This window comes from Streptomyces sp. NPDC057939 (genome assembly GCF_042887545.1).
GTDB lineage: Bacteria > Actinomycetota > Actinomycetes > Streptomycetales > Streptomycetaceae > Streptomyces.
On the sequence record NZ_JBHVPG010000064.1, the window covers coordinates 35,790 to 42,117 of the forward strand.

The window sequence follows — 6,328 nt, forward strand, 5'->3', positions numbered from 1 at the left end:
GCGGGCCGCGGCCCGCTAGGCGAGCGAGATACCGCCGTCCGCGGCCACCGTGATCTTCTTCTCGGGCAGCGGGCGGGTGGCCGGACCCTTGGTGGCCGCGCCGTCGGTGACGCTGAACGTGCTGCCGTGGCAGGGGCAGTCGATCTGACCGTCCCGGACCTTGTCGACGAGGCATCCCTGGTGCGTGCACACGGCCGAGAAGCAGCGGAAGGACCCGGCGGTCGGCTGGGTGACCACCACCTTCTCCTCCTTGAGGACCTTGCCGCCGCCGACCGGCACCTCCGAGGACTTGATCAGCGCCTTCGCCGCGGGGGCCGCGGAGGCACCTCCGGGCTCACCGGTGGACGCGCTGCCCGGCTCGCTCGCCGTCTTGTCCGTGCCGCCGCCGCAGGCGGCGATCGTGCCGCCCGCGAGGGCGGCGGCTCCGGCCGCGAGTACGGTGCGCCGGGCGGTCTGCGTGGGGTCGCTCATGTGATCTCCTCGCTGGGGTGCCGGGATGGCGTGCAGCATCCTGGCGCGTGGCGGGCCCCAGGTGAAGCCCGCCACACCGGTTCATCCCGCCGGCTGCCACGGCGTCAGTTCCGCCGGGCGGCCGGGGGCTCGTACGACTTCCCACACGCGGGCCACCGCGTTCCGGTTCAACGGACCGTGGACGTGCGGGTAACGGCCGCCCGATTCACCCGACCGGCGGACCTCCGACGTCAGCGCCGTCTCGTCCAGTTCCACGGCGAGCAGGGTGCCGGGCGTCTCCCGGTAGTGGGCCTCCGCGATGGCGAGCAGGGTCGGACGGTCGGCCGAGCAGTGGACGAACCCCTCGGAGGCGAGCGAGGCGGGGGCGTACGGGAGCTCCGGCGCGGTGTTCCAGTCGGCGAGCGGGACGATGTGGAAGATCATGCCGGTCGTTCTACCGCACGGCGCGCGACGCTGCTCGGGGGGCGGCTCCTGAGGCGCCCGGGGTGAGGGGCACGCGTGTGCGACGAGTGGCGGTTCGGGTTGATTCGGGTGACATTGTCCGTGTCTCGACGCCGGGCCCTCCGCTGGGTGTGCGGCCCGGTCCCTCTTCGAAAGGCGTGACCATGGCGGGTAATGACCTCGGCTCCCTGCTCGGCGGACTCCTCGGCGGCAGCGGCCAGGGCGGTCAGGGCGGCGGTGCGGGCAACATCCTCGGCGCGCTGCTCGGAGCCCTCGGCGGCGGGGCCGGCGGCCAGGGGGCCCAGGCCGCGGGCGGCGGCAACAACCCGCTGGGCGGGCTGCTGGAGATGCTGACCAAGTCGGGCCTGGTCGACCAGGCCCAGTCCTGGGTCGGCACCGGCGAGAACAAGGCCGTCAGCGGCGCGGAGATCGCCCAGGCCCTGCCGGACGAGGCCCTCCAGCAGGTCGCGCAGCAGACGGGCGTCAGTCCGGAGCAGGCCGCCGACCAGATCGCCCGGGCACTGCCCACGGCGGTCGACAAGCTGACCCCGGAGGGCTCCGTCCCGTCGGGCTCGCTGGAGGACATCATCAAGCAGCAGAACCTGTAGGCGGTACGGCACGAGGGCCCGGCGACCGTCCCACAGGGTGGCCGCCGGGCCCTCGCGGCGTACCGGCCGGCTACCCTGAGGGCCTGCCGTCCGCGATCACCCTGGAGCACCCGTGAGAACCGCCGTCGTCATCGGAACCGGACTGATCGGCACCTCCGCGGCGCTCGCGCTGACCGCCCGCGGCATCACCGTCCACCTCGTCGACCACGACCCCTCCCAGGCCCGGACGGCCGCCGCCCTCGGCGCCGGCACCGACGAGGCCCCCGAGAGCCGCGTAGACCTGGCGATCGTGGCCGTCCCCCCGGCCCACGTGGCGAGCGCCCTCGCCGACGCGATCGGCCGCGGCCTCGCCCGGGCCTACGTGGACGTCGCCAGCGTCAAGGGCGGACCGCGCCGGGAGCTCACCGCGCTGGGTGTCGACGCCGGCGCGTACATCGGCACCCACCCGATGGCGGGCAAGGAGCGCTCCGGGCCGCTGGCCGCGACGGCCGACCTGTTCGAGGGTCGGCCCTGGGTGCTGACCCCCACCCGCGACACCGACCACGAGGTGCTGAACCTGGCGCTGGAGCTGGTCGCGCTGTGCCGGGCCGTCCCCGTCGTGATGGACGCCGACGCCCACGACCGGGCCGTGGCCCTCGTCTCGCACACCCCGCAGCTCGTGTCGAGCATGGTCGCGGCCCGGCTGGAGGAGGCGGACGAGACCGCGGTCCGGCTGTGCGGACAGGGCATCCGGGACGTGACGCGCATCGCGGCGTCCGATCCGCGGATGTGGGTGGAGATCCTCTCCGCGAACCCCGGTCCCGTCGCCGACGTCCTCTCCGGGATCGCGGCCGACCTGGAGGAGACCGTGGAGGCCCTGCGCGGACTCCAGTCGGCGGACGAGGCCGAGCGCCGGGGCGGCGCCGCCGGCATCGAGGACGTCCTGCGGCGCGGCAACGCCGGCCGCGTCCGGGTCCCCGGCAAGCACGGCGCGGCCCCCACCGCCTACGAGACGGTCGGCGTCTTCATCAGCGACCGCCCCGGCGAGCTGGCCAGGATCTTCGCGGACGCGGGCCGGGCCGGGGTCAACATCGAGGACGTGCGCATCGAGCACGCCACCGGCCAGCAGGCGGGCCTGGTCCAGCTGATGGTGGAGCCGCGCGCCGTCCCCGGCCTGGAGGCGGAGCTGCGCGAGCGGGGCTGGGCCCTGCGCCAGCAGTAGCCCCGCCGGGACCGCCCGCGGGACGGTCCCGGCACGAGCGGAATCAGCGGGCGCCGCGGCCCGGTAACCTGGGGGAGGGGCGCTTTTGGCGCGCCCGGACACGTACGCGCAACCAGGAAGGTGCCCGCACCGTGGAAACCGCAGCTCCGTCCGCCGTGATCGTCGCCATCGACGGTCCCTCCGGCACGGGCAAGTCCAGCACCTCCAAGGCCGTGGCCGCCAAGCTCGGACTCCGCTACCTGGACACCGGCGCCCAGTACCGGGCCATCACCTGGTGGATGATCACCAACGGCGTGGACACCGACGACCCGCAGGCCATCGCCGTCGCCGCCGGCAAGCCGACCCTCGTGTCCGGTACGGATCCGACCGCCCCCACGATCACCGTGGACGGCCTGGACGCCGCCGCCCCCATCCGCACCCGCGAGGTCACCTCCAAGGTCAGCGCCGTCAGCGCCGTCCCCGAGGTGCGCACCCTGATCACCGACCTCCAGCGCTCCATCGCCGCCGAGGCGGCCGAGGCGGGCGAGGGGATCGTCGTCGAGGGCCGGGACATCGGCACCACCGTCCTGCCCGCCGCCGACCTCAAGGTCTTCCTGACCGCCTCGGCCGAGGCGCGCGCCGCCCGCCGCAGCGGCGAACTGCGCGGCAAGGAGGCCACGGACCTCGCGGCCACCAGGGAAGCCCTGATCAAGCGGGACGCCGCCGACTCCGGCCGCAAGACGTCCCCGCTGGCCAAGGCCGACGACGCCGTCGAGGTGGACACCACCGAACTCACCCTCGACCAGGTCATCGAATGCGTCGTGACCCTGGTCGAAGAGCGGCGCGCCAAGTGAGCGCAACGCCCTCCCCCAAGGGTGCGGCGATCGGCAGGCGCATCGGCATCGGGCTCATGTACGGGCTGTGGAAGCCCCGCGTGCTGGGGGCCTGGAAGGTGCCCGTCTCCGGCCCCGTCATCCTCGCGGTGAACCACGCCCACAACATCGACGGGCCCATGGTCATGGGCACCGCTCCGCGCCCCCTGCACTTCCTGATCAAGAAGGAAGCGTACGTGGGGCCCCTCGGACCCTTCCTCGACGGCATCGGGCAGGTGAAGGTGGACCGGAGCGGCACGGACCGGACCGCCATCACCCGCGCCCTCGGCGTGCTCGACGGCGGCGGCGCCCTCGGGATCTTCCCCGAGGGCAGTCGCGGCGAAGGGGACTTCGCGTCCCTGCGCGCCGGCCTCGCGTACTTCGCGGTCCGCAGCGGCGCCCCGATAGTGCCCGTCGCCGTCCTGGGCAGCACCGAGGCCAAGGGCCGGGTCGTCAAGGGACTGCCGCCGCTCCGGAGCCGGGTCGACGTCGTCTTCGGCTCCGCCTTCGACGCCGGGGACGGCACGGGCCGCCGCACGCGGACCGCGCTGGACGCGGCCACCGTACGCATCCAGGACCGGCTGACCGCCCACCTGGCCGACGCCAAGCGCCTCACCGGGCGCTGAGCGAGACTTGACCTAGTAGTGGAACCGCGCTGCGCGGGCGCCACCGATCACCACGAACGACGAGGAACGGACTTCATGAACGACCAGCAGGACCACGGAGCACTTGGCGACGCCGAGTACGCGGAGTTCATGGAGCTCGCCGCGGAGGAAGGCTTCGACGTCGAGGACGTCGAGGGGGCGCTCCAGGAGGCGGGCCACGGCCCGCTCCCCGTGCTCGCCGTCGTCGGCCGCCCGAACGTCGGCAAGTCGACCCTGGTGAACCGCATCATCGGCCGCCGCGAGGCGGTCGTCGAGGACAAGCCGGGCGTCACCCGCGACCGCGTGACCTACGAGGCCGAGTGGGCCGGCCGCCGCTTCAAGGTCGTCGACACCGGCGGCTGGGAGCAGGACGTCCTCGGCATCGACGCCTCCGTCGCCGCCCAGGCCGAGTACGCCATCGAGGCCGCCGACGCGGTCGTCTTCGTCGTCGACGCCAAGGTCGGCGCCACCGACACCGACGAGGCCGTCGTCAGGCTGCTGCGCCGGGCCGGCAAGCCCGTCGTGCTCTGCGCCAACAAGGTCGACGGCCAGAGCGGCGAGGCCGACGCGGCCTCCCTGTGGTCGCTGGGCCTCGGCCAGCCGCACCCGGTGTCGTCCCTCCACGGCCGCGGTACGGGCGACATGCTCGACGCCGTGCTGGAGGCCCTGCCGGAGGCCCCCGAGCAGACCTTCGGCGGCGCCGCCCCCGGCGGCCCGCGCCGCATCGCCCTGATTGGCCGCCCCAACGTCGGCAAGTCCTCCCTCCTGAACAAGGTCGCCAAGGAGGACCGCGTCGTCGTCAACGAGATGGCCGGCACCACCCGCGACCCGGTCGACGAGCTGATCGAGCTCGGCGGCGTCACCTGGAAGTTCGTCGACACCGCCGGCATCCGCAAGAAGGTGCACCTCCAGCAGGGCGCCGACTACTACGCCTCCCTGCGCACGGCCGCCGCCGTCGAGAAGGCGGAGGTCGCGGTCATCCTGATCGACACGACCGAGAACATCAGCGTCCAGGACCAGCGCATCATCACCATGGCCGTCGAGGCCGGGCGCGCGATCGTGATCGCCTACAACAAGTGGGACGAGCTCGACGAGGAGCGCCGCTACTACCTCGAACGCGAGATCGAGACCGAGATGCAGCAGGTCGCCTGGGCGCCCCGGGTGAACGTCTCGGCGCTCACCGGCCGCCACATGGAGAAGCTGGTCCCGGCGATCGAGACCGCGCTCGCCGGCTGGGAGACCCGTGTTCCCACCGGCCGGCTGAACGCCTTCCTCGGCGAGGTCGTGGCGGCGCACCCGCACCCGATCCGCGGCGGCAAGCAGCCCCGCATCCTGTTCGGAACCCAGGCGGGCAGCAAGCCGCCGCGGTTCGTCCTGTTCGCCTCCGGCTTCCTGGAGCACGGCTACCGCCGCTTCATCGAGCGCCGCCTGCGCGAGGAGTTCGGCTTCGACGGCACCCCGATCCACATCTCGGTGCGGGTGCGCGAGAAGCGCGGAGCGCAGTACAAGAAGAAGAAGTAGGCGACCGCGGGGTCAGTAGCCCCGGCGCGGAGCGGGCGGCAGGGCCGCCGGGATGTGCTGCATCCCGGTCTGGTGCTGGCGCCCGCCGCCGTATCCGGACCCGGTGGTCCCGGCGTGGGCGTACGAGGCCTGCGGGGAGGGCGTGGCCGGCACCGGCAACGGGGCGTGGACGGGCTGCCAGGGGTCGCTCTGCCATGCGGAACCGTTCCATCCGCCGGTGCTGTACGAGCTGTACGGGCCACCGTGGGAGAACGCCGTGAAGCCGAGGTGCTCCTCACCCGTCCGGTCGCCCGGCAGCGCCCTGAAGGCGCGCAGGTACTCCGAGTAGAGCGTGTCGTAGATCGGGGTGTGCGAGGCGGCCGGAGCGGTCTCCCGGTCCCGTGAAGGGCGCATCGGGGGGACGCTGCTCGGAAAGGACGGGGCGCGGGATGGGTCGTATGAATGCACGTATCAGCCAACGAACCCGACACCGTGCTGCCCAAGCTCCCCAAGGACGAGGAGCACCTGGTCACCGACGAGGAGCTGGCCGGTGTGGGCGCGGGCTCCAGCCTGGTCGGGGTCAAGGAGGACCAGACGTACACCGTCCACGAC

8 protein-coding genes and 1 pseudogene are annotated in these 6,328 nt (G+C 73.4%); 6 read left to right on the forward strand and 3 right to left on the reverse strand.

Going from position 1 to position 6,328, the window contains the following annotated elements; all coding sequences use genetic code 11:
• Positions 1 to 15 precede the first annotated feature (15 nt).
• Positions 16 to 471: a Rieske (2Fe-2S) protein gene (locus ACFVS6_RS38325; RefSeq protein WP_389711156.1), complete on the reverse strand. Its 456-nt coding sequence runs from the start codon at positions 469 to 471 to the stop codon at positions 16 to 18.
• An 81-nt stretch (positions 472 to 552) separates the two neighbouring features.
• A complete protein-coding gene (locus ACFVS6_RS38330; RefSeq protein ID WP_389711157.1) occupies positions 553 to 894 on the reverse strand; it encodes a DUF952 domain-containing protein in 342 nt (113 codons plus the stop codon).
• Positions 895 to 1,076: 182 nt separating this feature from the next.
• Between ACFVS6_RS38330 and ACFVS6_RS38335 the strand changes: the two genes are divergently transcribed.
• From ACFVS6_RS38335 to der, 5 genes are all read left to right on the forward strand, one after another.
• Positions 1,077 to 1,520, forward strand: coding sequence for a YidB family protein (locus ACFVS6_RS38335; protein WP_389711158.1), 444 nt, complete (start codon positions 1,077 to 1,079; stop codon positions 1,518 to 1,520).
• 112 nt (positions 1,521 to 1,632) lie between these two features.
• On the forward strand, positions 1,633 to 2,721 hold the full coding sequence (locus ACFVS6_RS38340) for a prephenate dehydrogenase (protein ID WP_389711159.1): 1,089 nt from the start codon (positions 1,633 to 1,635) through the stop codon (positions 2,719 to 2,721).
• A gap of 131 nt (positions 2,722 to 2,852) precedes the next feature.
• Positions 2,853 to 3,554: a (d)CMP kinase gene (cmk, locus tag ACFVS6_RS38345; RefSeq protein WP_389711160.1), complete on the forward strand. Its 702-nt coding sequence runs from the start codon at positions 2,853 to 2,855 to the stop codon at positions 3,552 to 3,554.
• Positions 3,515 to 4,198: a lysophospholipid acyltransferase family protein gene (locus ACFVS6_RS38350; protein WP_389711161.1), complete on the forward strand. Its 684-nt coding sequence runs from the start codon at positions 3,515 to 3,517 to the stop codon at positions 4,196 to 4,198. The genes cmk and ACFVS6_RS38350 overlap by 40 nt, the downstream gene beginning before the upstream one ends.
• 75 nt (positions 4,199 to 4,273) lie before the next feature.
• Positions 4,274 to 5,737, forward strand: coding sequence for a ribosome biogenesis GTPase Der (gene der / locus ACFVS6_RS38355; RefSeq protein ID WP_389711162.1), 1,464 nt, complete (start codon positions 4,274 to 4,276; stop codon positions 5,735 to 5,737).
• A gap of 12 nt (positions 5,738 to 5,749) precedes the next feature.
• Here der and ACFVS6_RS38360 read toward each other — a convergent pair whose 3' ends face one another.
• Positions 5,750 to 6,130, reverse strand: coding sequence for a hypothetical protein (locus ACFVS6_RS38360; protein WP_389711163.1), 381 nt, complete (start codon positions 6,128 to 6,130; stop codon positions 5,750 to 5,752).
• 72 nt (positions 6,131 to 6,202) lie between these two features.
• On the opposite strand from ACFVS6_RS38360, the pseudogene ACFVS6_RS38365 reads away from it, so the two are divergent.
• Positions 6,203 to 6,328, forward strand: a pseudogene (locus ACFVS6_RS38365) (D-alanyl-D-alanine carboxypeptidase); the annotation flags it as partial.